Genomic DNA, 20,479 nt, shown 5'->3' with positions numbered 1-20,479 from the left:
TAATTATCTGGCTTTTTTATATCTTGATCGGAATAACTTGTAATTAATCTAATCTAGTGATCTTAGCCCCGATTGCTCGAAGTCTTTCATCTATATTCTCGTAACCTCTATCTATTTGCTCTATATTATGAATTGTAGATGTCCCGTTTGCAGACATCGCAGCGATTAATAAAGAAACTCCTGCTCTAATATCTGGAGATGTCATAGTAGTAGCTCTTAAACTGGACTTAAAATCATGGCCAATAACGGTAGCTCTATGTGGATCGCAAAGTATAATTTTTGCACCCATATCTATAAGTTTATCTACGAAGAATAATCTGCTCTCGAACATCTTTTGATGAATTAGAACACTCCCTCTTGCTTGTGTAGCAACCACCAATAAGATACTCAAAAGATCTGGTGTAAATCCAGGCCAAGGCGCATCGCTAATATTCATTATAGAACCATCTATAAAATTTTGAATTTCATAGCCATCCTTATGTGCAGGGACAAAAATATCGTCTCCTTTTTTCTCGATGGTAATCCCAAGCTTTTCAAAAGTTGTAGGTATAAGCCCTAAATTATCCCAACTTACATTTTTTATGGTGATCTCACTCTTCGTCATTGCCGCCAAACCTATCCACGAGCCAATTTCAATCATATCCGGCAAGATGGTATGCTCGCACCCGGAAAGCTTCTCTACACCTTCTATCGTTAATAGGTTAGAGCCAACTCCTTGAATTTTAGCTCCCATAGAATTCAACATCTTACATAATTGTTGAAGATATGGTTCGCATGCAGCATTATAAATGGTAGTTTTCCCTTTCGCCCAAACCGCAGCCATAAGAATATTGGCAGTTCCTGTTACTGAAGCTTCCTCTAATAACATGTAATTCCCGGTAAGTCCGTTAGGCGCTTCCACCCCATAAAATCGTTCTTCCTTATTGTATCTAAATTTAGCTCCTAACTTTACAAAACCGTCAAAATGCGTATCTAATCTTCTTCTCCCTATTTTGTCTCCACCCGGTCTTGGAATATATCCCTTTCCAAACCTTCCCAATAAAGGACCAACGATCATAATAGAACCACGAAGGCCACTTCCTTCATTTTTAAAGGCATCACTTTCTAGATACTTTAGATCTATAGCATCACTTTGGAAACTATAACTTCCTTTTCCAAGCTTTTCAATTTTAACCCCTAGATTCCCTAGAAGTTTAATAAGTTTATTAACATCTATGATATCTGGAATGTTATTAATTACAACCTTTTCAGAAGTTAATAAAACTGCACAAAGAATTTGAAGCGCCTCATTTTTAGCGCCTTGAGGTTGTATGCTTCCGCTTAAGGAATGTCCACCCTCAATTTGAAAAGTACCCATAAAATTTTGATTTTTTAATAACGCTTACGTCCGCGTGGATTTCTATTACTAGTAGATTTTTTAGGCGTATTGCTATATTTTTTATTTCCTCTAAGCAAGCTTGCAGCTTCACTAAGATCCTCATCACTATTTTTTAAATTGATCTTCCCATCACTTAATTCCTTTAAATGATTAAAAATCACATCGTCATCTACAGTCTCTCTATTCCAATTTAAATATGATTTTTTCATATGATTGGCAATAGCATATTCTAAAGCATCCCTTAGTTCGCCGGCTTCCCACTTTACCGCTTCATCTATCATCCTTTTAATATTGTTTCCGTAGAAACGATATTTTGGGAAATTCTGAGGATAATCCATTGGTTCTGGGTGCTCCTCTAACACTTCTCTTATAGGCTTAGGAAATGGAGAATCAACATCCAATTTAAAATCGCTTATTATAAATAATTGATCCCATAATTTATGCTGAAAATCTGGCACATCTCTTAAATGAGGATTCATATTTCCCATTACGGCGATAATGGATTTAGCAACTTTATTGCGTTCCTTTTCATCTTCAATGGAAACAGCATGCTCAACCATTTTTTGTAAATGCCGACCATATTCTGGAATGATCAACTTGCTCCTTTCAGAGTTATATTCTAATTCGTACGTCAAAATTGAAATTTATTGGTGATATCTAATTTGGTAGAAATTATACCGATTGCAAAATACTAAATATTATTCAACCCCGCTATGCCGGAAAACAATAAAATGGCACAAAACGGTATGTTTTAGGCATTAAAGGGAAATTACTCCGTCCACTTCCTCTCCCACTCGCTTATATTTTGCAATAACTGCAGTAGGATTACTCATTTTAACATTTACAGAAACACTTGTGTATTTACCATTCTTGGATTTCTTAGTATTGATAACAGCACCCATATTATCGAAAATATCATGAATTTGAATGATTTTCGATTTATTTGTAAGCACAATAAACTTATATAAATATACTGATGGCCAAGTTGTTGTTTCTTCTAATTGGATTTTTAATTTGTCGTAAAATTCTTCAGGGTTCTTTTTTTGACTCCATAACTTATATCATTCCTTCTACTGCAAATATACGAGATATGATTCATTTTTTTTTATCGATTACAAATACCGAAATTTGCGATGTGATAAATAAAAAAATAGTTATTACCGGCGGTCCCGGTACAGGAAAATCTTCTATTATAAATTATTTGGAAGCTCAGGGGCATTATTGCTACATGAAGTGTCCAGACAAATAACGATAGAAGCGCAACAACAAGGGATAGAACAACTTTTTTTTGGAACAACCCCTCTTATTTAGTGAGAAATTGTTGGAAGCAAGAATCAACCAGCATCATGAAGCGGTAAAATTACCAAAAGAGCGAATATTTTTGGATCGTGGCATTCCAGATGTAGTTGCATATATGGATTATTTAGGAACTCAATATCCAGCAGCGTTTACCAAAGCCTGTGAGCATCATAAATACGATAAAATATTTTTATTACCTCCTTGGAAAGAGATTTATACTAGTGATAATGAGCGTTACGAATCTTTTGAACAAGCCCTTGTAATTCATAAGCACTTAAAAAATTCTTATCTTACCTACGGCTACGAGCCTATTGAAGTGCCTACAGGTACTGTGGCGAGTAGAAGTAGCTTTATAATGAATTCCTTAGATGGTTAAATTTGCAGCAAGCCAAGGACATACTAAATAAGTATTGGGGATATTCTTCATTTAAATCTTTGCAAGAAGATATAATTGTTGCTGCGGAAAAAAACCAAGATATCATCGCCCTACTCTCAACCGGCGGTGGAAAGTCCTTATGTTACCAGATTCCTGCATTACAAAAAGAAGGGATATGTATTATTGTTTCTCCCCTTGTTGCTTTAATTGAAGATCAAGTTACAGCACTTCAGGAAAAAGGCATCAAAGCCATGGCGATTACCGGTGGTATTCCCTATACAGAATTAGATACTCTTTTGGATAATTGCATTTATGGAAATTATAAGTTTTTGTACCTCTCACCGGAACGTTTACAGCAAGACCTAGTTCGTGAGCGCATAAAATTGATGCCCGTAAATTTAATTGCTATAGATGAAGCGCATTGTATCTCGCAATGGGGTCATGATTTCCGGCCCGCCTATTTAAATATTGCTACATTAAGAGATTTACATCCTGAAATCCCTATTATGGCAGTTACTGCTACAGCTACAAACAAGGTTGTAAATGATATCATTGAACAGTTAAACCTGAAAGATCCAGCTATTTTTAAAAACTCCTTGGAGCGAAAAAATATCCGATTTAATGTAATTACTTCAGAAGATAAAGAATATAGAATGCATCAATTATTACAGGATCGTAATGAAAGTGCTATTGTATATGTAAGAAGCAGAAATGCAACCTTGGAAATAAGCAGGTCTTTAATAAAAAATGCATATTCCGCAGCAGCCTTTCATGGAGGACTGTCTTCAAAAGAAAAATCCAAACAATTAAATTCCTGGTTAAAAGAAGAAACAAAGATCATGGTGGCTACTAATGCGTTTGGAATGGGAATAGACAAGCCAAATGTGAGGCACGTAATTCATTTAAATCTGCCTGAAAGTATTGAAAGTTATTTTCAGGAAGCCGGTAGAGCCGGTCGCGATGGGAAACCATCAGTTGCAACTATAATCACCAATAAAAGTGATATTCCGGTTTTAAAAAATCAGTTTATTAGCTCGCTTCCAGATCTTCCGTATGCGATCTTAATTTATAAGAAGCTTACCTCCTACTTTCAAGTTGCATATGGTGAAGGCTTAAATACGGTACATGATTTTAATTTCGCAGATTTTTGCCATCAATACCAATTGAATAATACAAAGACATATAGCACACTTCAGCTATTAGATAGAATAAGTGTACTTAAATTATCTCAGCAATTTCAAAAAGCTACCAGTCTTCAATTCATCATTTCCAACAAGCAATTGCTGTATTATTTAGAACAGAATCCAAAATACGATCCTGTTGTAAAAGCGGTTTTAAGAACCTATGGTGGATTGTTTGATAATAAAGTTCAAATTAATCTGGTCTCTATTTGCAAGAAAGCAGGAACTTCAGAAAAAGAAGCCTTGTCTATTTTGAATACTTTAAATAATGATAAAATCATAGAATTTGAACATCAACAAAATGATGCATCAATTACTTTTTTAGTACCTAGGGAAGATGAGAACAGTATTTATCCATTTTCAGAATATATAAAAAATCAATCGGTTAATAAAATTCGCAAAATTGAAGCATTATTAGAGTATGTAGAAAATGATAAAAAATGTAGAAGTCAGCAATTGTTAAACTATTTTGGAGATAAAGATGCTGTAAGGTGCGGAGTCTGTTCGGTATGTATGCCCAAAGAAAAGTATCTTAAAAAGGAGTTGATTAGAAGTATCTATAACGATGTTATTTCTTTATTGAAGCTAAAAGATGAAAACTCAAGAATCCTTATTAGCAAACTACCTTATCAAGAAAAAGCCATTTTAAAAGTGATAGATTTAATGTTGGAGAAAGAATTAATTTCGATTACTCCAACCAATACCTATAAATTAAAAAAATAATGAGAGATCTAAGGATTGTTTTTATGGGAACTCCGGAATTTGCCGTGATCACCCTAAAATATATAATAGAAGCTAAATATAATGTGGTAGGTGTAATTACTGCACCAGATAGACCAGCAGGTAGAGGAAGAAAATTACAACAAAGCGCTGTAAAAGAATTTGCCGTTGCCAATAATCTCACTGTATTGCAACCTACAAATTTAAAATCTCCGGAGTTTTTAGAAGCCTTAAAAAGTTTAAAACCAAATCTTCAAGTAGTTGTTGCCTTTAGAATGCTTCCAAAAGTTGTTTGGCAGTTGCCCGAATTTGGAACATTTAATTTACACGCCTCTTTACTCCCACAATATAGAGGTGCTGCACCAATCAATTGGGCGATTATAAATGGTGAAACCCTCACAGGAGCATCTACCTTCTTTATTGATGAAAAAATAGATACCGGTGCAATGATCCTTCAGAAGGAAACACCTATCGAGCAAAACGACACTGTAGGGAGCTTGCATGATAAATTAATGACGCTTGGAGCAGCATTGGTTATAGAGACACTGGATCTTATAAAAGATGATAAAGTGAAAACTATTTCGCAAAAAGAAAGTGAAGACCTTAAGGATGCTCCAAAATTAACCAAAGAAAACACACGAATAGATTGGACTTTAAGCGCTACAAGAATCTATAATTTTATAAGGGGTTTAAATCCATATCCTGCCGCATGGACTGTAATTACAAACGGAGAACAAGAATTAAATGCTAAGCTTTATGATGTTGAAATCTTAGAAGAATCTCATAATAAAGAGCTGGGAAAAATTAGTGTTGATAATAATAAATTAAAAGTTGCGGTGAAAAACGGGTATATTTTAGTCAACGAAATCCAGTTACCTGGGAAACGAAAAATGAAAACTAAAGAACTTTTAAATGGGTACCAATTTGAAACTGATGCGAAAGTTCTGTAAAGCCTTATCTACACTGAAATGACGGATTATTGAAAATAATTACTATATTTATTAACAATAAACCCGAGTTATTAACAAAAACTCGTATTTCCCTTGATATTACTTGCGTGGCTGAGAAATCCACATAAATTTGTAAAGCAAATTAACAAAAACGTTTAACCAACAATTAATTTAAAATTGAAATTATGAACAAAACAGATTTAATCGATTCAATGGCTGAACATGCTGGAATTTCTAAAGCAGCAGCTAAAAAAGCATTAGAGTCATTCTTAGGAAATGTTGAAAGCTCTCTTAAAAAAGGAGATCGTGTTTCTCTAGTAGGATTCGGTTCTTGGTCAGTTTCTAAAAGAGCTGCTCGTGAAGGAAGAAACCCACAAACTGGTAAGACTATTAAGATTGCTGCTAAAAATGTAGTGAAATTTAAAGCAGGTGCAGATTTGCAAAAAGCTGTTAACTAGTTATAGTTTTCTATAAAAAGATAGAACTCTCCTTCGGGAGAGTTTTTTTTTGAATTTATATAACAAATTATTTGAAATTGTTAAATTAATCTTTAGCTTTAATAAAAAGTATAGAATCATGATAGCTTTAAAACCAGAAAAAGGTCTTTTATTGGTTGCCGAGCCTACTATCATAGGAGACACCTCTTTTAACCGTTCGGTAGTTTTGTTGGCAGAACATTCCGAATCTGGTTCTATTGGATTTATTTTAAATAAGATTTTAGACTTTACACTTAAAGACCTTATTCCAGAACTCAAAAAGAGTTTTAAGATTTACAATGGAGGACCTGTAGAACAAGATAACCTATATTTCATCCATAAAGTACCCGACCTAATCCCGGAAAGTATAGAAATTGCTAATGGCATTTATTGGGGAGGTAATTTTGAAGCAGTAAAACAACTTATTCTTAGCGATCAAATTACTGATAAAGAAATTCGATTTTTTCTAGGATATTCCGGCTGGGATTCAGAACAACTTACCGAAGAATTAAATTCTAATTCCTGGATTATAACAGAACATCAAGATTCAAAAGATATTATTGAAAGACCTTATAGATCCTTCTGGAAGGATAAAATGATAGAACTTGGGGGAAACTATATGTTATGGTCTAATGCTCCTGAAAACCCTAGTTATAATTAACCTAGTCTAGCTTTTACATTTAATTTAGATAGCACTTCCTTAGCAACAGATTTTTCAAACACTTTTTTACGGTATTTAGAGATTGGCTGTATTCCCACAATTACATTTGAAATAAATAATTCGTCAGCTTTTTGCAATTCAAAAGGAGAAATACTGTTTTCTTCAATTTCTAGATCCTTCATTGTTTTTACAATAGAAAGAATTTGTTTTCTCGAAATCCCGTTGAGTGCTCCATCTTTTAATGGAGGAGTTTTAATTTTGTCTCCATTCACTAAAAAAATATTCCCATTTAAAGCCTCTACCACCTGTTTATTTTCATTTATGAGTAGACAGTTCTGGTAGTCGTTTTCCATTGCAAAAATGCTTCCTAACACATTTACTACTCGATTATTGGACTTAATGGTTGAAAGAAGTCCACTTGTTACATAGTGATCTTTGAATAACTCAACTTCATAGGCTTCTTCATTTAACAAGTAGAATGGATCCACAAGTTTCTCTGAAGAAATTATGTATTCAATATCCAGCGTATTTGGCCTATAAAATCCACCGGATTTTCTAAAAACTGTAAACCGGATTCTTGCCGGAGAGTTTATAAGCTCATTGTTTTTAAGTAAATCTAAGATTCCTTCTTCTAGAAATTCAGGTGAAAAATTTGAAGGTATCTCCATTCGCATGATGCGCATGGAGGACATCAACCTAAAATAATGATCTTCCCAAAAGATGATCTTCCCATTGATGACTCTTAAAGTTTCAAATACAGAATCGCCATATGCCAGCCCTCTATTAAAAACTGAAATATTTGCATCTTTATCTTCAACTAAATTCCCGTTAATATTTATCATAAAAAAACCCCATAATATTTATAAAACGGGGCAAAGGTACTATTTATAATATAGAAATTAAGACGAACCTAAGATCTGTTTTAAGTCTGAAATCATGTTTTCCCAAAGCATCTTTCCTTCTTCTATCTCATCTTCTTCAGCAAAATCTGTGATCATAATGGAAACATCCTTAGTAATCTCATCTACCTGAATTCGGATTTCAAAGAAATATGGAGACTCTTCATCATCTAACCATCTAAATTTTATGCGTTCACCATTCTTCTTACTTAAAAGTTTTGCTTTTTCTTCAGATTCATTCCAAATGAAAGTAAAAAATTCTCCACGCGAATTTACATTGTCCGCATACCACTCGCTAAGACCAGAAGGTGTTGAAATATATTGATATAATAACGAAGGGGAAGCTTGTATTGGAAATTCCATTTCGTATTTAACTTTATCTTCCATGCTTTTTTTTATTAGATTTCGAGCAATATAAATATTAATTGCTAACCTTGAAAGAAAACAAATTAAAAGTTTCGTAAAATAAAACTTGTGCTAAAACAAATAGTTTTTATATTTGCAGCCGCAAACTTTAAGGTTAAAACGCCCATTATTAGTAGTGGTTTTTATAATCTATTTGTTAGCAATTGAATACAAAATTTGGCGAGGTAGCTCAGTTGGTTAGAGCGTCGGATTCATAACCCGGAGGTCACGAGTTCAAATCTCGTTCTCGCTACTTGATTATCAGGCAGTTACATTAAATTGTGACTGCCTTTTTTAATGTAGGTACAACATAGGTACAACATTAACATTATTTTAACATAAGAATGCTGTATTATACCAAATTCATTCATTGATCATTAAAAATTATTATCGATGAGTATTTCTTAAATTAAAATTCTAGAATTCGTGTTTAAAATTTAGATTAAATAATAAATTTTATAGAAATAAGTTTTTCTTTAAACTGTGTATAATTTTTTTTTTAAAAGCTTATATTACTTGATAATGTCTTTAAAATTTTAATATTTGAAAAAAACTTACACGATATGTTACGTTAGTAAAGCTGATCCTAATTTAACATCCGCAGAGATCAGTGAGATTTTCAAATTAACTGAGGAAAAGAATCGGCTATATAATGTTAGCGGCATACTTTTACATTCTCTCGGAAATTTCTTTCAAGTGTTAGAAGGAGATGAGGATTATATTGAAAATCTATATGAAAACCACATTTTAAAAGATTCAAGGCATTCTAATGTATTTGAGATTTACAGAAGAAATATAACCAACCCTATATTTTCGACCTATCTTTCGCAATTTCAAGCCATTACAACTTCAGGTCAATTGAATAAAATTTATGACTATCTAGAATCAAATAGAAGAATACCAATTTCAGATAAGTTATCTCGTTTGTTAAAACCATTTATATTATTTGAATAAAGCTATGTGCTTTGGAGGTTAAAAACTATTGATGACGATGAGCCAGCAATATAGGTGGTCTGCCATCAAATGGGTTTCCTTGATTACCAATTGTCTTAGAACCCTCTCCCAATGTAGCAGCTCGGCGAACTAAATGATCTCCATATTTGTTTCTAATTGTATCCATAGCCTTATACAGGTTAACTGTTTTTTTAGCATCTTCGAACATATCAATTTGATAATGACCATCTACTAAGCCACTAAATCGAACTCCAACAAGTCTAATCAAAACTCTTCGATCATATAATTTATTAAACAATTCTGTGACTGCAGGAATAAGAATGTGATCTGCGGAAGTATGTTTAACACTTACTTGCTTTGAATACGTTTGAAAATCGGAGTATCTAACTTTAACTGAAATTGTGGATGCCAATTTATTTCCTCGCCTTAATTGATAGGCTAAATTTTCTGCCATAGCCATTATGGTGGTATTAATCATCACTTGATCAAATGTATCCTTACCATAAGTTCGTTCGCTAGATATCGACTTTCTTTCATGAAATGGTTTAATTGGACTGTCGTCAATGCCATTACAACGTTCCCATATTGTTCTTCCATTTTTCCCAAATACAGAAATCATTCTTTGTATAGGCATTCGTTGTACCAAGCCAACACTGGTAATACCTAAAAGGCAAAAAGTCTTAAATGTTTTATCACCTACCATCGGAATTTTTTTAATCGACAGAGGTGCTAAGAAGGTTTTCTCATACCCATGAGCAACATTAATTTGATTATTAGGTTTGGCTTCTCCTGTAGCAACTTTTGAAACAGTTTTATTATTTGACAAACCAAATGAAATAGGAAGCCCAGTCTCTTTTATAATTTTCGAACGCAGTTCTTTTGCGAATTTATAGCACCCAAAAAATTGATCCATTCCGGTTAAATCTGCATAAAACTCATCTACACTTGCTTTTTCTACCAAAGGCAGATTCTGAGTTAAAATTTCTGTGACTTCTTGAGACATTTTACCGTACAAACTACCATTACCTCTAATGTAAACTGCCTGAGGACATAACTGTCTTGCCATTCGCATATTCATTGCACTATGCACTCCAAATTTCCGAGCTTCATAACTGGCAGCAATTACTACACCGCGATTACCTGTGCCCCCTATTATTACGGGTCTGTTATTCAACCTACTATCCATTCTTCTCTCACAAGAGACAAAAAATGCATCTAGGTCAAAATGAATAATTGATTTTTTCATTCTTGGATTTTATCCAAAATTATGGAATATTTCCTAATTTTGAATTAGTTTTGTAATACTAATTATTAACAATGTATTTGAATTGTCACTCTTATTTTTCATTGCGCTATGGAACTTTTTCCGAGGCTGATTTGATAGAATTAGCTAAGGGAAATGGGGTGACTCAATTAGCCCTTACAGATATAAATAGTACTAGCGCCTGTCTCAATTTTCTAAAGTTATCACAAGAAGAAAACATTCATGGGGTAGTTGGAGTAGATGTTCGCAACGGAGTAGATCAATTATACATTTTACTTGCTAAGAATAACGATGGATATTTAGAAATCAATGAATTTATATCTCATCATTTACATAATAAAATTCCTTTTTCTAATGAAGCACCAATCCTGAAAGGTGTCTTTTGCATTTATTCGTTTGAGAAGGCTATGGAACTTAAAACTTATGATTTTAAACAAAATGAGTTTATTGGTATATCCATAAAAGATTTAAATAAATTACCGTTTTCTCCATTTGCGGAACTAAAGGATAAATTGGTCATACTACAAACTGTAACCTTCCGAAATCAATCGGACTTCAACGCTCATAGGCTTCTTCGAACAATTGATTTAAATACTTTATTAAGCAAACTACCTTTATCTGAGCAAGCTAGTAAACAGGACGTACTTCTAGCTCCAGAACTTTTAAGGATAAAATATCAAGAGTACCCTGAACTTCTTTTTAACACTGATAAGCTACTAAAATCATGTAAGATCAATTTCTATTTTAATGATCACAGAGTAAATCAAAATCAGATTATATATGGAACAGATAAAGTTTCAGATTATAAAATTTTAGAGGAACTCTGTTATAGTAAATTGAAAAAGCGTTACAAGAACCCGAGCCTGGAAGTATATGAAAGAGTAGAAAAAGAATTAGCTGCGATTAAACAGATGGATTTTGTATCCTATTTCCTTATAAATAATGATATTTTAGAATATGCGCGATCAAAAGACTACCCTTATATAGGTCGTGGTAGTGGAGCAAATAGTGTTGTAGCGTATATCATAGGGATTACTAACGTTGACCCTATAGAACTTGATTTATATTTTGAACGTTTTATAAATGTTTATCGGAGTAGTCCTCCAGATTTTGATATTGATTTCTCCTGGAAAGATCGTGATGATATAACTGAATATATTTTTAAGAGATTTAAAAATACAGCACTTATGGGAACCTATGTAACCTTTCAGTATCGTGCAGTCATCAGAGAATTAGGAAAGGTCTTCGGAGTTCCAAAAATGGAAATTGATAATTATTTGAAAGGTTATAAGGTCAAGAAAAGTTCAAGCAGTGACTATATAAAATTGATTGAGAAATATGCACATTATATCCATGGTTTTCCAAATTACTTAAGCGTTCATTCTGGTGGAATTATTATCACTCAGAAACCGATAAGCTATTATACCACGACCTTTATGCCTCCAAAGGGATTTCAAACGGTTCAATTTGATATGAATATAGCGGAGGAAGTGGGAATCTTCAAATTTGATATTCTTGCGCAACGTGGACTTTCTAAGATAAAGGACACCATTGAACTTATAAATATTAATCAACCAGATGCACAACTGGTTGATATAGAAGATATAGATACCTTTAAAAATGATGAAGAAATAAATAAACTGCTTAATACTGGAGATTGTATGGGAGTCTTTTATGTGGAATCCCCGGCAATGAGAACCTTAATGACCAAACTACAAACCAATGATTATCTAAATCTTGTTGCAGCAAGCAGTATTATAAGGCCAGGAGTATCTAATGGTGGGATGAAGAATGAATTTGTACTTAGGCATAGAATTCCGGAAAAACGAAAAGAAGCGCACCCTGTGATGTTAGAAGTTTTACACGATACCTATGGAGTAATGGTGTATCAGGAAGATGTTCTTAAGGTTGCACACAAATTCGCCGGACTTAGTTTGGCTGAAGCAGATATTCTTAGAAGAGGAATGCGTGGAAAGGTAAAATCGAAAGGGCAGTTTGAACAGATTGAAAAAAAAATTCATCAGTAATTGCTTAGAAAGAGGTTATAGTCCAAAACTCACCAATGAGGTTTGGGATCAGATAAAAGCATTTGCCGGATACGCGTTTGCAAAAGGACATTCGGCCTCCTATGCAGTAGAAAGTTACCAATCTTTATATCTCAAAAAATATTTTCCTTTGGAATTTATGACTGCCGTGCTGAACAATGGGGGTGGTTTTTATAATATTGAAACTTATGTTCATGAAATATGGCTGCAAGGGGGAAAAATTGAAGCTCCCTGCATTAACAACAGTGATCATGGGAATTGTATTTTAAGCGATACTGTTTACCTCGGTTTGGGAATGCTGAAGTCTTTAGAATTTAGAACCTCTCATAAAATATTAAATGAGCGAGGACTTTATGGCGTGTTTGAAAATTTTGATGATTTCGTAGATAGGATTTCAATAGGAATCGAACAACTAATAATTCTTATTAGAATAGATGCCTTTAGGTTTACTGGAATAGATAAGCATCAACTGCTCTGGGAAGCACATCTAAAATTAGATTCAAATAAAACAAAATCTCTGCAGCCCGTTCTATTTAAACAAAATAAAGTGACTTATGATATACCAAAATTAACCACGGAATTAGTTATAGATGCTTATGACCAAATTGAACTTATAGGTTTTCCGCTTTGTTCTCGATTCGACTTGATAAATTGCAATCTACCGTCTAATATTCTGGCTAGTGATTTAAAAGACTATATAAATAAACAGGTTACAATTTGCGGAAAACTTGTTACAGCTAAGGGTACCCCCACAAAAGATAAACGATTAATGCATTTCGGAACTTTTATAGATGTCGCTGGAGGATATTTTGATACTGTTCATTTTCCTAAAATCGCTGAAACTTATGACATCAGCTCCGTTGGAGTTTATTTTATTAAGGGTAAAGTCGTAGATGATTTAGGATGTCTGGCAATAATTGTGGATTATATTGAGTATTTGTCTATGATTCCCGACCCCCGTTTTTTAGATGTAAATACAAATGCGAAGCTTATATAATAGTTAAATTTTTTTGGAACGTATAGATTTCGATAAGTACTGAGACAAATTGATTTAGAAAGATTTTTTTGATGAAACCGAACTGCATCTACAAGGATAAATGCAGTTGTCTTTTTTTGTTCGTATTCATCTCAAAGTCAATGATTATGGAGTTTCCACCACAATTGTTTTAATTAAGTTAATTAACTTAATTTTAGAAACATTGAATCCACCATGTCATAGATTTACTTTAAAAATCGGGGCTATGAACGATTACAAAGTGGATACCATGCAAGGTAATCCAGAAGAGTTAATTAGAGAATTCATCTTAGACGATCATCCTTGCGTGATGGCTCTAAGTTTAGTAGCAGATGATAATTTGACTATAAAAAATTATCAAAAAATTTCAAATGCAAATACACCGTCAAAAATTCTTCAAGATCTGGAATCATATTTAGATAGTATTGAAGAAGAAGATAAAAAGTTTCAAACTTTTATCGCCACATTTGAAAATGATACCTTTAAAAACGAGATAAATTTTGAGAATGCACTCTGGAAGCTTCTTAGTAATTTAAATGCTTTAGATCCCAAACCTTGGGATAAAAACACCAGTGCAGATCCATCTTCTACTAAATTTAGTTTTAGTCTTCTGAATAATTCTTTTTATGTGGTTGGGATGCATCCAGAATCTTCGCGAAAGGCAAGGAGTGCACCCTTTCCAATGATTGTTTTTAACTTACATAGTCAATTTGAGTTACTAAGGGAGGCCGGAAGATATACGCGAGTTCGAGATATAATTCGTAGGCGAGATAAAGCTTTTCAAGGTTCCATCAATCCGATGTTAGATGATTTTGGGAATAGTAGTGAAGCAAGACAATATAGTGGTCGAGAAGTAGAAGCTGATTGGAAATGTCCATATAATTTCAAAAAAATATGAAAGTAATATCACCACAATCTGGAACATCTTTTAAACTCAAAAGAGGAGAAATTTTGAAAGTGACAGATTTAAAAGGTTCCCAAGTTTCAGATATGTTATTATTTAATCTTAATGATATAGATGAAAAAATATCCTCTGGTAAAACTTTTGATTATGAAGAAACAATTTTGCTTACTAACGGCAATTGGCTTTGGAGTAATAGAAGTAATAAAATGGTAGAAATTTTAGAGGATACTAATGGACGTAATGATTTTCTATTAGCACCATGCGATTCAAAAACAATGAAATATTTTTATAATATTTCGGAACCACACCCTAGTTGTTTTAATAATTTATATACCAACCTATCCCAGTTTAATATATCTGAAGATATGATTCCGAGTGCCTTTAATATTTTTATGAATGTAGATTTCGATGAAGGTGGAAGGATTAAAGTTCTTCCACCTACCAGTGTTGCAGGGGATTATATCACATTTAGGGCTGAAATGGACTTAATAGTCGGTCTGACTGCTTGCTCCGCTTTAGATAGTAATGGAGGATCGTTTAAGCCAATTGGATTTGAAATTATAAATTAAGGAATATGGATAAAATAGAACCGTTTGATTGGCGTAGAATATTTATTGGTAGAGAGAATGATGCTCTATTTTTATTAGAAATTGGATTTAGAGTTGCCTTTATTTATGTATTTGCGGTTCTTATTATGCGATTTATGGGCAAAAGGGGTAATAGAAGTTTGTCTATGTTCGAAAATGTCCTAATTATCGCCTTAGGTTCTGCAATTGGAGATTCTATGTTTTATCCCAAAGTCCCCTTGGTATATGCTTGTATTGTTATAATTATCATTGTTGGTATATCCAGATATATTCAATATCTACAAATAAGAATAAAGCCAATTAATACGTTTTTAGATGGTAAACCAATTACACTAATTCAGAATGGGGAGATTCAGATTCCCGGGCTTAGAGCTTCAAGAATTTGAGAAGAAGAACTTTATGGAATGTTGAGAGTTGGAGGTATTCGAAATATGGGTGAAGTCGAATTTGCAATTTTAGAGCGAACTGGAGATTTAAGTATTTTTAAATACGATGAGAATAAAAGAGTTCGTAAATTAAATTTAATAAACGAAGCCATTACAAAAAAAAATTAATCCTGTGAAATAATATAGATTAAGAATCATTTGCGCTCCGAACTGTAATTCTCTCAAAAATAAAATTTAAATCTCGATGATTTTAAATATAGCTTTTTTCAATTTAAAATATTATGATTGATAAAAGAATAACAAAATTAATTAAAGCTTCGCACTTAAAATTTGCTAACGAACGTGCATCGGACAAGACATATTGTCCATCGGAAGTGGCTAGAGAATTATTTCCAAATGAATGGAGAGATAAAATGGATTTAGTTAGAATCGTAGCCGACGACTTAGTGAAATCTGGGCATCTCTTAGTATTACAAAAAGGTGAAATTAAATTAGAATTACCTTCAAAACTAGTTGGTCCAATACGCTTGAGAAAGAAGGGTGTCTAAAAATATACACACCTTTTATTTCGAAGGTAATCCTTCCACCCCTGGTAATAATTTATATTTAAGTATTGCCTATATATATTTGCAACTAGCAGAAGAATTGAGATTAATAAAAGCCTCGATGGTAATTCAGTCTTCATCAAAAATGAAAGGGATAAGTTTATCCTTGATCCATGGCCATTTGAGTCAGATGAGATATCAATATATAAAGAATTAAGGATTATGAAGTTTGCCATTTTTAAAACTGAAAATGCATTTTTAAAGGAATATCAGGAAATGGAGATTAAAAAATTGACTTTTAAATTTTTCAACGAATAAGCGATTAAACTTTTGATACAAACCTTATAGCAATTTTATAGATTTTACTATTAAGAACAATAATTTTAATCTATATACTTAATTTGAATTATTATTTTGTTTGTTAAAAATATAGGGTGCTGTGAATCCATGAACTACTAAGGATGTTAATATTACTACTGCTACAATACTATAAAGCAATTCTTTGTCTTCATAGGGACCTATCTCGATAAATGCCCAAGCTAGATAAAACAGAGACCCAATCCCCCGTATTCCGAAAAAGCTTGCTATCATTTTCTCCTTGATGGGTATAGGATGACCTATCAAACTAACCATTCCAGCAACTGGTCTAATAATGAAAATTCCTATGACAGCAAAAATTACTCCTTCCCAATTTGAAATAGTTAGAATCCCGTTCATGATACTTCCACCAAATAGTAAAATCCATACTACTAATAATAGCCTCTCCAATTCATCTACAAAATTGTGAAGTTTTTCTTTATAATCAGTATTAATCGAATCGCTGTTCTTCAGGACTAAACTTGCTATAAAAACTGCTAAAAAACCGTAACCATGTAATAACTCGGTAATAGCATATACGGATATAGCCAATGCAAATGCCAATAAGCCATCTTTAGTCTCTATAGAGAATTGCTTACACAACCACCGATGTAAATATATTAAGGATTTTGCAAGTACGAAGCCAAGTAATAATCCTAAAACTATTCTTAAAAGAAAATCATCCCAGATCCACTTATTTAAGTCGAAGTCAGACCATGATTTAGCTTTGATTATTAATACAGCAAGAACGGTAAATGGAAAAGCCAATCCATCATTCAATCCTGCCTCAGCTGTTAGAGAAAATTCTGATTCAGATCCATTTCCATCTTGTTGGTCTAAATCATCAAGCTGAACTTCGGCTGCGAGCACAGGATCAGTGGGTGCCAATACCGCTGCCAAAAGGAGTGCGCTCATAACGGAAAGGCCGGTGATTATAGTGCCAACAAAGAAAAAACCCAACATGGTTAGCGGCATACCAATTACTATAAATCGAAATGGACCTTTCCAGATTTTCCAACTTCCAAATTTAGGGATTTTCAATCCCGCAGCCATTAGGGATATAACAACGATAAATTCGCTAAGAGTTTTAGTTTTCTCATCATCCCAAAAAGGATCTGGCCACTTTATAGGAAGACCTAAATAGAACAATAACACCCCAATTAATAACAAGATTACTGGATAGGAAATATTTAATTTTTTGGAAATGGAAGGAAGCCAAGCCATGATTAAGAATACAATTCCAACCCCAGCGATAATCCAGAAATGTTCGTTCATTCAATATGAATTTAGGTCTATTGATATAATATTGTAAAAATACAATATGAATTATAAATTTATTTGAATTTATCTATGTGAAAAAGTTAAATAGATTGTAATGTAATTATGTTATAAGAAAGGTTTAAGTACGGACTAATAGGTGTTTTAATTTAGACCTAATAATGAATTTAATTCTTTAACATTACAATTAGCAAAATCGGGAGAGCTTATTATACTACAAAAGGGAAAATTTAAAAAAAAAATTACCCTCAACATTCAAAGGTCCAATACGGCTTAGGAAAAGAAATGATTAGGTAATTGTTCTACTTTTGTACTCCCAAATCTTTTTTTATTTTATTTATAGAACGACTCCATTTCTTGTAAATTTCTATTGGTTTGGGGTACTCAGTTATTTCAAATTCCCACGGGATCAAAACTTTTAAATCGTCATAATCTGATAACACCGGAATCCATTTTCTTATAAACTCCTGAGCTTTATATTTGTTTGATTGATTCACTGGATTGGTATAATATATCTCATATGCTTGAACGTGCCAGTTGAGCCAATTAGCACTAACATCATAATCTATAAGTTTGCTTTCAAAATATGCAGCGCCCCAAGTCCAGTCAATTTTTAAATCATGTATAAGATAGCTAGAACAATTAACTCGACCACGATTGCTCATATATCCTGTTTCATTTAGTTGTCGCATATGTGCGTCTATAAATGGAATTCCAGTGAGGCCTCTACACCATTTCTCAAAATGATTTCTATTATTTTTAAATTTGATATTTCTGTTTTTGAAGCCCTCAGTTCTAAAAATATTAGAACCAAATTTCATCCCCTTAAATGTGAAGTAATCTCTCCAAACTAGTTCAAACACTATCCACCACGTGCTTTGATTCTTTTTAACCACTTTTTCATAGTGTTTAACAGTTCGATAAATTTCTCTTGGTGATATACAGCCAAGAGCCAGATACGGAGAAAACTTAGAGCTATAATCGATTCCTAAGGATCTATTTCTAGTCCATCTATATCCAGTTAATAATTCAGTTTCAAAAGTGTAATGGTACAAACGCTTTAAGCCATTATCTTCTCCACCTTCTACAAACGTATTAGCCATTTCATATTCTTCTCTCGTAAATCCGTATAAGCTATAAGGAGGAAATTTTGTGCTCAGTATATCAGCATCAGCATTTAAATAAGAAGGACTTAAATAAGACGCTCTCGGATTTGATTCTTGAGATACAGGGATTCTATACGCCTTACTTGTCAAAGGTATATCAGCGATACTAAATGGAATATCATCGATATGATATAAAGTTTTACCCCAGTAAAAATTGAATGTTACATCAGGCAACATTTTCTCAACATTTCCTGTAAGTGCGAGTTCTTCAGGAGCATATTCCATCTCTCCATATATAGCTGTGATGTTATGCTCTGCTACTATTCGTGGAATAAAATCTTTTGCACTTTTAGTACTAATTAATAAATGCCCACCTAGCTTCTCTAGTTTAGTTTGTAAGTTAGTAACAGATTCTTCTAGAAACTTAAATCTATTAATGTCCGCTTTTCTAAATCCTAGATCAAGATTTTGAAATAAAATTTCTTCCAAACAATAGCAAAATATTAATTCATCACAATTGGAAATAGCCTCACAAAGTGCTTCATTATCGTGCAAGCGTAAATCATTTTTAAACCAAACAAGTCCTCTTTTCATTTTATTTAGAAATCAAATCAATAAAAATTTAATTTAATCAGTTCGACTAATTACATGGAATATTTATATTTTTTTTAAGAATTAATTTAAATATAAAAGCCTTCCCTGAAATAATAGGGAAGGCTAAGTGTAGGGACTATATTTGTATTTTTTAGTCTGCTAAATCTTCCAATCTTTTAACTGTGGAAAGAGAATTTTGAACTTTGTTTTTTTGCTCCGTCAACATGGACTTTACATTTGGGGTCCAAAAAGAATTGTTCAAAGTTTCTTCGTATTCAGCAACACTTGCCTTTTCTCCACGAATGCATTCTTCTAATATAGATTCATCTTTATCAAAACTTAATGCCGTCTTAACATCAATCCAAACCCTATGTGCAGAACCTGCAGCACTACCAGAATCTTTTGGCTCGACATTAAGTTTTCTCAACTCACCATCAATCTCATTTGCAAATTGAGATCGTTGTGCAGCTTGTTTTTGCATCCAAGATTTTAGCTGAGAATTCGCTGCTTTCTCCATTACTTGTTTGAAACCCTTTTCAGCATCATAATTTTTCTCAAGTAAGTCTTGAAGTGAATCTTGCATTTCTTTATTTCTTTCATTCGTTTCCATATCCTTTATTTTAATTGATTTATAGTAAAAATAAAAATAATAGAACAATGATATGCCTGCTGTTTATGATTTGTTAATTGGGATTAGTTTAATAATTGTAGATTACACCCTTTTCAGAATCCAATTGTTTTTATTGATACATCATGAGAAGTGTTTTTGACGTAAAACTACTTATTTAAGGATAGTAAGTTACACAATGATCTTAGTCCCGGCAAGTGATATTGAGATAGGACGGGTCTTTGACGGCATTGTAGTTATTTTCTCGGTATTTGAAAACACTTTTCATCGTTTTGCAACAAATGGCTGTTGATCGATATTGAGCAATGTGTATCTATAAACTTTCTTATAAGGATAAAATTTTGTAATATTAAAATATTATTACCGTTTTTATTATTATTACTTTAAAATTCATATTTATGTTTAAAAGTCAATTTTCAAAACTTGTATTTTTATTTTTTTTCTCATTCTTAGTATCAATTAGTGTTGGAT

General features: G+C 32.9%; 20 protein-coding genes, 1 tRNA gene and 2 pseudogenes. 14 read left to right on the top strand and 9 right to left on the bottom strand.

Annotated features, from left to right (window positions below):
• Positions 1–43: 43 nt before the first annotated feature.
• The 3 genes from murA to ON07_RS11640 all read right to left on the bottom strand — a co-directional run bounded on the left by murA (position 44) and on the right by ON07_RS11640 (position 2,385).
• Positions 44–1,357: a UDP-N-acetylglucosamine 1-carboxyvinyltransferase gene (murA, locus tag ON07_RS11650; RefSeq protein ID WP_010231621.1), complete on the bottom strand. Its 1,314-nt coding sequence runs from the start codon at positions 1,355–1,357 to the stop codon at positions 44–46.
• A 14-nt stretch (positions 1,358–1,371) separates the two neighbouring features.
• Positions 1,372–2,013, bottom strand: a complete 642-nt coding sequence (locus ON07_RS11645; protein WP_029331887.1) for a DUF4290 domain-containing protein — start codon at positions 2,011–2,013, stop codon at positions 1,372–1,374.
• Between the two features lie 123 nt (positions 2,014–2,136).
• Positions 2,137–2,385 (bottom strand): DUF493 family protein, encoded by a 249-nt coding sequence (locus ON07_RS11640; protein ID WP_050915886.1) that lies wholly within the window; start codon positions 2,383–2,385, stop codon positions 2,137–2,139.
• Positions 2,386–2,468: 83 nt separating this feature from the next.
• On the opposite strand from ON07_RS11640, the pseudogene ON07_RS15385 reads away from it, so the two are divergent.
• From ON07_RS15385 to ON07_RS11615, 5 genes and pseudogenes are all read left to right on the top strand, one after another.
• A pseudogene (locus ON07_RS15385) lies at positions 2,469–3,053 on the top strand (AAA family ATPase).
• Between the two features lie 2 nt (positions 3,054–3,055).
• On the top strand, positions 3,056–4,957 hold the full coding sequence (locus ON07_RS11630; protein ID WP_010231616.1) for a RecQ family ATP-dependent DNA helicase: 1,902 nt from the start codon (positions 3,056–3,058) through the stop codon (positions 4,955–4,957).
• Positions 4,957–5,904, top strand: coding sequence for a methionyl-tRNA formyltransferase (gene fmt / locus ON07_RS11625; RefSeq protein WP_010231615.1), 948 nt, complete (start codon positions 4,957–4,959; stop codon positions 5,902–5,904). The genes ON07_RS11630 and fmt overlap by 1 nt, the downstream gene beginning before the upstream one ends.
• A gap of 185 nt (positions 5,905–6,089) precedes the next feature.
• Positions 6,090–6,362: an HU family DNA-binding protein gene (locus tag ON07_RS11620; RefSeq protein WP_010231614.1), complete on the top strand. Its 273-nt coding sequence runs from the start codon at positions 6,090–6,092 to the stop codon at positions 6,360–6,362.
• Between the two features lie 118 nt (positions 6,363–6,480).
• Positions 6,481–7,041, top strand: a complete 561-nt coding sequence (locus tag ON07_RS11615) for a YqgE/AlgH family protein (RefSeq protein WP_010231613.1) — start codon at positions 6,481–6,483, stop codon at positions 7,039–7,041.
• On the opposite strand, the gene ON07_RS11610 is transcribed toward ON07_RS11615, so the two are convergent.
• Together ON07_RS11610 and ON07_RS11605 are read right to left on the bottom strand one after the other, a co-directional pair.
• Positions 7,038–7,883 carry an aminotransferase class IV gene (locus ON07_RS11610; RefSeq protein WP_010231612.1) on the bottom strand — a complete coding sequence of 282 codons (846 nt, stop codon included), beginning with the start codon at positions 7,881–7,883 and terminating at the stop codon, positions 7,038–7,040. The two genes, ON07_RS11615 and ON07_RS11610, sit on opposite strands and share 4 nt — an antisense overlap.
• Before the next feature lie 57 nt (positions 7,884–7,940).
• Positions 7,941–8,327, bottom strand: coding sequence for an START-like domain-containing protein (locus ON07_RS11605; protein ID WP_010231610.1), 387 nt, complete (start codon positions 8,325–8,327; stop codon positions 7,941–7,943).
• 197 nt (positions 8,328–8,524) lie between these two features.
• On the opposite strand from ON07_RS11605, the gene ON07_RS11600 reads away from it, so the two are divergent.
• Positions 8,525–8,598, top strand: a tRNA-Met gene (locus tag ON07_RS11600).
• 290 nt (positions 8,599–8,888) lie between these two features.
• Entirely contained in the window at positions 8,889–9,299 is a 411-nt protein-coding gene (locus tag ON07_RS11595; protein ID WP_010231608.1) for a BLUF domain-containing protein, read from the top strand.
• Positions 9,300–9,324: 25 nt separating this feature from the next.
• Here ON07_RS11595 and dinB read toward each other — a convergent pair whose 3' ends face one another.
• Positions 9,325–10,545, bottom strand: a complete 1,221-nt coding sequence (dinB, locus tag ON07_RS11590) for a DNA polymerase IV (RefSeq protein WP_010231606.1) — start codon at positions 10,543–10,545, stop codon at positions 9,325–9,327.
• A gap of 71 nt (positions 10,546–10,616) precedes the next feature.
• Here dinB and ON07_RS15380 point away from each other — a divergent pair, with 71 nt between their 5' ends.
• The 7 genes and pseudogenes from ON07_RS15380 (at position 10,617) to ON07_RS11565 (ending at position 16,048) form a co-directional block, all read left to right on the top strand.
• Positions 10,617–12,590: a PHP domain-containing protein gene (locus ON07_RS15380; RefSeq protein WP_316928147.1), complete on the top strand. Its 1,974-nt coding sequence runs from the start codon at positions 10,617–10,619 to the stop codon at positions 12,588–12,590.
• The gene (locus tag ON07_RS17850) at positions 12,568–13,605 is read left to right on the top strand and encodes a helix-hairpin-helix domain-containing protein (RefSeq protein ID WP_316928146.1); all 1,038 of its coding nucleotides are present in this window, start codon (positions 12,568–12,570) and stop codon (positions 13,603–13,605) included. Before ON07_RS15380 ends, ON07_RS17850 begins: the two co-directional genes overlap by 23 nt.
• A 244-nt stretch (positions 13,606–13,849) precedes the next feature.
• Positions 13,850–14,521, top strand: coding sequence for a guanitoxin biosynthesis heme-dependent pre-guanitoxin N-hydroxylase GntA (gene gntA / locus ON07_RS11580; protein ID WP_155807224.1), 672 nt, complete (start codon positions 13,850–13,852; stop codon positions 14,519–14,521).
• Positions 14,518–15,096 carry a DUF1989 domain-containing protein gene (locus ON07_RS11575; protein ID WP_010231600.1) on the top strand — a complete coding sequence of 193 codons (579 nt, stop codon included), beginning with the start codon at positions 14,518–14,520 and terminating at the stop codon, positions 15,094–15,096. The genes gntA and ON07_RS11575 overlap by 4 nt, the downstream gene beginning before the upstream one ends.
• 5 nt (positions 15,097–15,101) lie before the next feature.
• Positions 15,102–15,500 carry a DUF421 domain-containing protein gene (locus ON07_RS15375; protein ID WP_010231598.1) on the top strand — a complete coding sequence of 133 codons (399 nt, stop codon included), beginning with the start codon at positions 15,102–15,104 and terminating at the stop codon, positions 15,498–15,500.
• 15 nt (positions 15,501–15,515) lie between these two features.
• Positions 15,516–15,668: pseudogene (locus ON07_RS16325) on the top strand (YetF domain-containing protein); the annotation flags it as partial.
• Between the two features lie 113 nt (positions 15,669–15,781).
• Positions 15,782–16,048: a DUF3253 domain-containing protein gene (locus tag ON07_RS11565; protein WP_010231595.1), complete on the top strand. Its 267-nt coding sequence runs from the start codon at positions 15,782–15,784 to the stop codon at positions 16,046–16,048.
• A 393-nt stretch (positions 16,049–16,441) separates the two neighbouring features.
• Here ON07_RS11565 and ON07_RS11560 read toward each other — a convergent pair whose 3' ends face one another.
• From ON07_RS11560 to ON07_RS11550, 3 genes are all read right to left on the bottom strand, one after another.
• Complete coding sequence (locus ON07_RS11560; protein WP_010231594.1) at positions 16,442–17,677, bottom strand: cation:proton antiporter; 1,236 nt, start codon at positions 17,675–17,677, stop codon at positions 16,442–16,444.
• 305 nt (positions 17,678–17,982) lie between these two features.
• Positions 17,983–19,380, bottom strand: a complete 1,398-nt coding sequence (locus ON07_RS11555; RefSeq protein ID WP_010231593.1) for a DASH family cryptochrome — start codon at positions 19,378–19,380, stop codon at positions 17,983–17,985.
• A 151-nt stretch (positions 19,381–19,531) separates the two neighbouring features.
• Positions 19,532–19,990: a ferritin-like domain-containing protein gene (locus tag ON07_RS11550; RefSeq protein WP_010231592.1), complete on the bottom strand. Its 459-nt coding sequence runs from the start codon at positions 19,988–19,990 to the stop codon at positions 19,532–19,534.
• Positions 19,991–20,479: the final 489 nt, after the last annotated feature.

The organism is Gillisia marina (assembly GCF_000258765.1).
GTDB lineage: Bacteria > Bacteroidota > Bacteroidia > Flavobacteriales > Flavobacteriaceae > Gillisia > Gillisia marina.
Note: the sequence above shows the minus strand (reverse complement) of the source record. Positions and strands in the feature narration are given on the sequence as shown.

Excerpts from the sequence above, each read along its gene's own strand:
- murA (WP_010231621.1), bottom strand. The coding sequence starts at position 1,357 with ATGGGTACTTTTCAAATTGAGGGTGGACATTCCTTAAGCGGAAGCATA.
- fmt (WP_010231615.1), top strand. The coding sequence starts at position 4,957 with ATGAGAGATCTAAGGATTGTTTTTATGGGAACTCCGGAATTTGCCGTG.
- ON07_RS11620 (WP_010231614.1), top strand. The coding sequence starts at position 6,090 with ATGAACAAAACAGATTTAATCGATTCAATGGCTGAACATGCTGGAATT.
- ON07_RS11615 (WP_010231613.1), top strand. The coding sequence starts at position 6,481 with ATGATAGCTTTAAAACCAGAAAAAGGTCTTTTATTGGTTGCCGAGCCT.
- ON07_RS11610 (WP_010231612.1), bottom strand. The coding sequence starts at position 7,883 with ATGATAAATATTAACGGGAATTTAGTTGAAGATAAAGATGCAAATATT.
- ON07_RS11605 (WP_010231610.1), bottom strand. The coding sequence starts at position 8,327 with ATGGAAGATAAAGTTAAATACGAAATGGAATTTCCAATACAAGCTTCC.
- dinB (WP_010231606.1), bottom strand. The coding sequence starts at position 10,545 with ATGAAAAAATCAATTATTCATTTTGACCTAGATGCATTTTTTGTCTCT.
- ON07_RS15380 (WP_316928147.1), top strand. The coding sequence starts at position 10,617 with ATGTATTTGAATTGTCACTCTTATTTTTCATTGCGCTATGGAACTTTT.
- gntA (WP_155807224.1), top strand. The coding sequence starts at position 13,850 with ATGAACGATTACAAAGTGGATACCATGCAAGGTAATCCAGAAGAGTTA.
- ON07_RS11575 (WP_010231600.1), top strand. The coding sequence starts at position 14,518 with ATGAAAGTAATATCACCACAATCTGGAACATCTTTTAAACTCAAAAGA.
- ON07_RS15375 (WP_010231598.1), top strand. The coding sequence starts at position 15,102 with ATGGATAAAATAGAACCGTTTGATTGGCGTAGAATATTTATTGGTAGA.
- ON07_RS11565 (WP_010231595.1), top strand. The coding sequence starts at position 15,782 with ATGATTGATAAAAGAATAACAAAATTAATTAAAGCTTCGCACTTAAAA.
- ON07_RS11560 (WP_010231594.1), bottom strand. The coding sequence starts at position 17,677 with ATGAACGAACATTTCTGGATTATCGCTGGGGTTGGAATTGTATTCTTA.
- ON07_RS11555 (WP_010231593.1), bottom strand. The coding sequence starts at position 19,380 with ATGAAAAGAGGACTTGTTTGGTTTAAAAATGATTTACGCTTGCACGAT.
- ON07_RS11550 (WP_010231592.1), bottom strand. The coding sequence starts at position 19,990 with ATGGAAACGAATGAAAGAAATAAAGAAATGCAAGATTCACTTCAAGAC.